Source organism: Phocaeicola intestinalis (genome assembly GCF_014837065.1).
Taxonomy (GTDB): Bacteria; Bacteroidota; Bacteroidia; order Bacteroidales; family Bacteroidaceae; genus Phocaeicola; species Phocaeicola intestinalis.
Window position 1 is genome coordinate 1 of record NZ_JACSPP010000144.1, and the last position, 774, is coordinate 774.

Below are 774 nucleotides of genomic sequence, written 5' to 3' on the forward strand. Positions count from 1 at the left end.
ACATGTATGGCACTGCATAATCTCAGAATTAAAATCAACCCTTGGAACTATCATAACTAATTTACATAAACTCTATTGTTCCCAACCATTTTGGATACCAGTCACATCTATCTGATTATCACCTGCCAATTTGTCGATAAAAGAGTTATGGTTCAATGTACCAATAACAACGATATTTTGCCCTTCACCCGGATTTCCGACCTGGACATGCCCCTTTGTACCGGTTACCCGCCCAATGTCTTCCGCGAATAAAGAAGTCGCCTTTTTTACAACCTCAAAATCTTCAGGACTTACAAAAATATCACAAGACTCTCCACCTGCACATAAAGGGAAGTCCACTGATGATTTAGGTTTATCGTTTATTTTCGGCTGGGCGAAAACGGATAATCCACAGAATAGAAATAAGATAACGAATAGATGTTTCATACTATTTACTGATTTTAATACGAATATATGAATTAATTAAGTTTGAAACCGAATTTAATCCTCTCTTTAAGAATTTTTTAATGAAACTTCTAATACGTAAATAGGATAAGAATCAACCAATTCCCCCATACGAATCATCAAACCATCTTCACCCAATTTCCAATTCACATCCTGCCTTTCCGACAAACATTTCACCATTTCTATTTTGTCCTGTTTTGTAAAAGCTCTCAATTTAAAGACTGTATCTTGTACATGGCGCACAATGACATATACTTTAGTTCCTATGTTTGTAATGTGCTAGCAAAATAGCATAAAGCCAAGAGAATTATTAAATTTGTAAATGAAAGA

Annotated in this window: 1 protein-coding gene; it reads right to left on the minus strand. The window is 34.9% G+C overall.

The window, feature by feature from the left end:
- Window positions 1–72: 72 nt before the first annotated feature.
- Window positions 73–426 carry a hypothetical protein gene (locus H9625_RS17415; RefSeq protein ID WP_191765591.1) on the minus strand — a complete coding sequence of 118 codons (354 nt, stop codon included), beginning with the start codon at window positions 424–426 and terminating at the stop codon, window positions 73–75.
- Window positions 427–774: the final 348 nt, after the last annotated feature.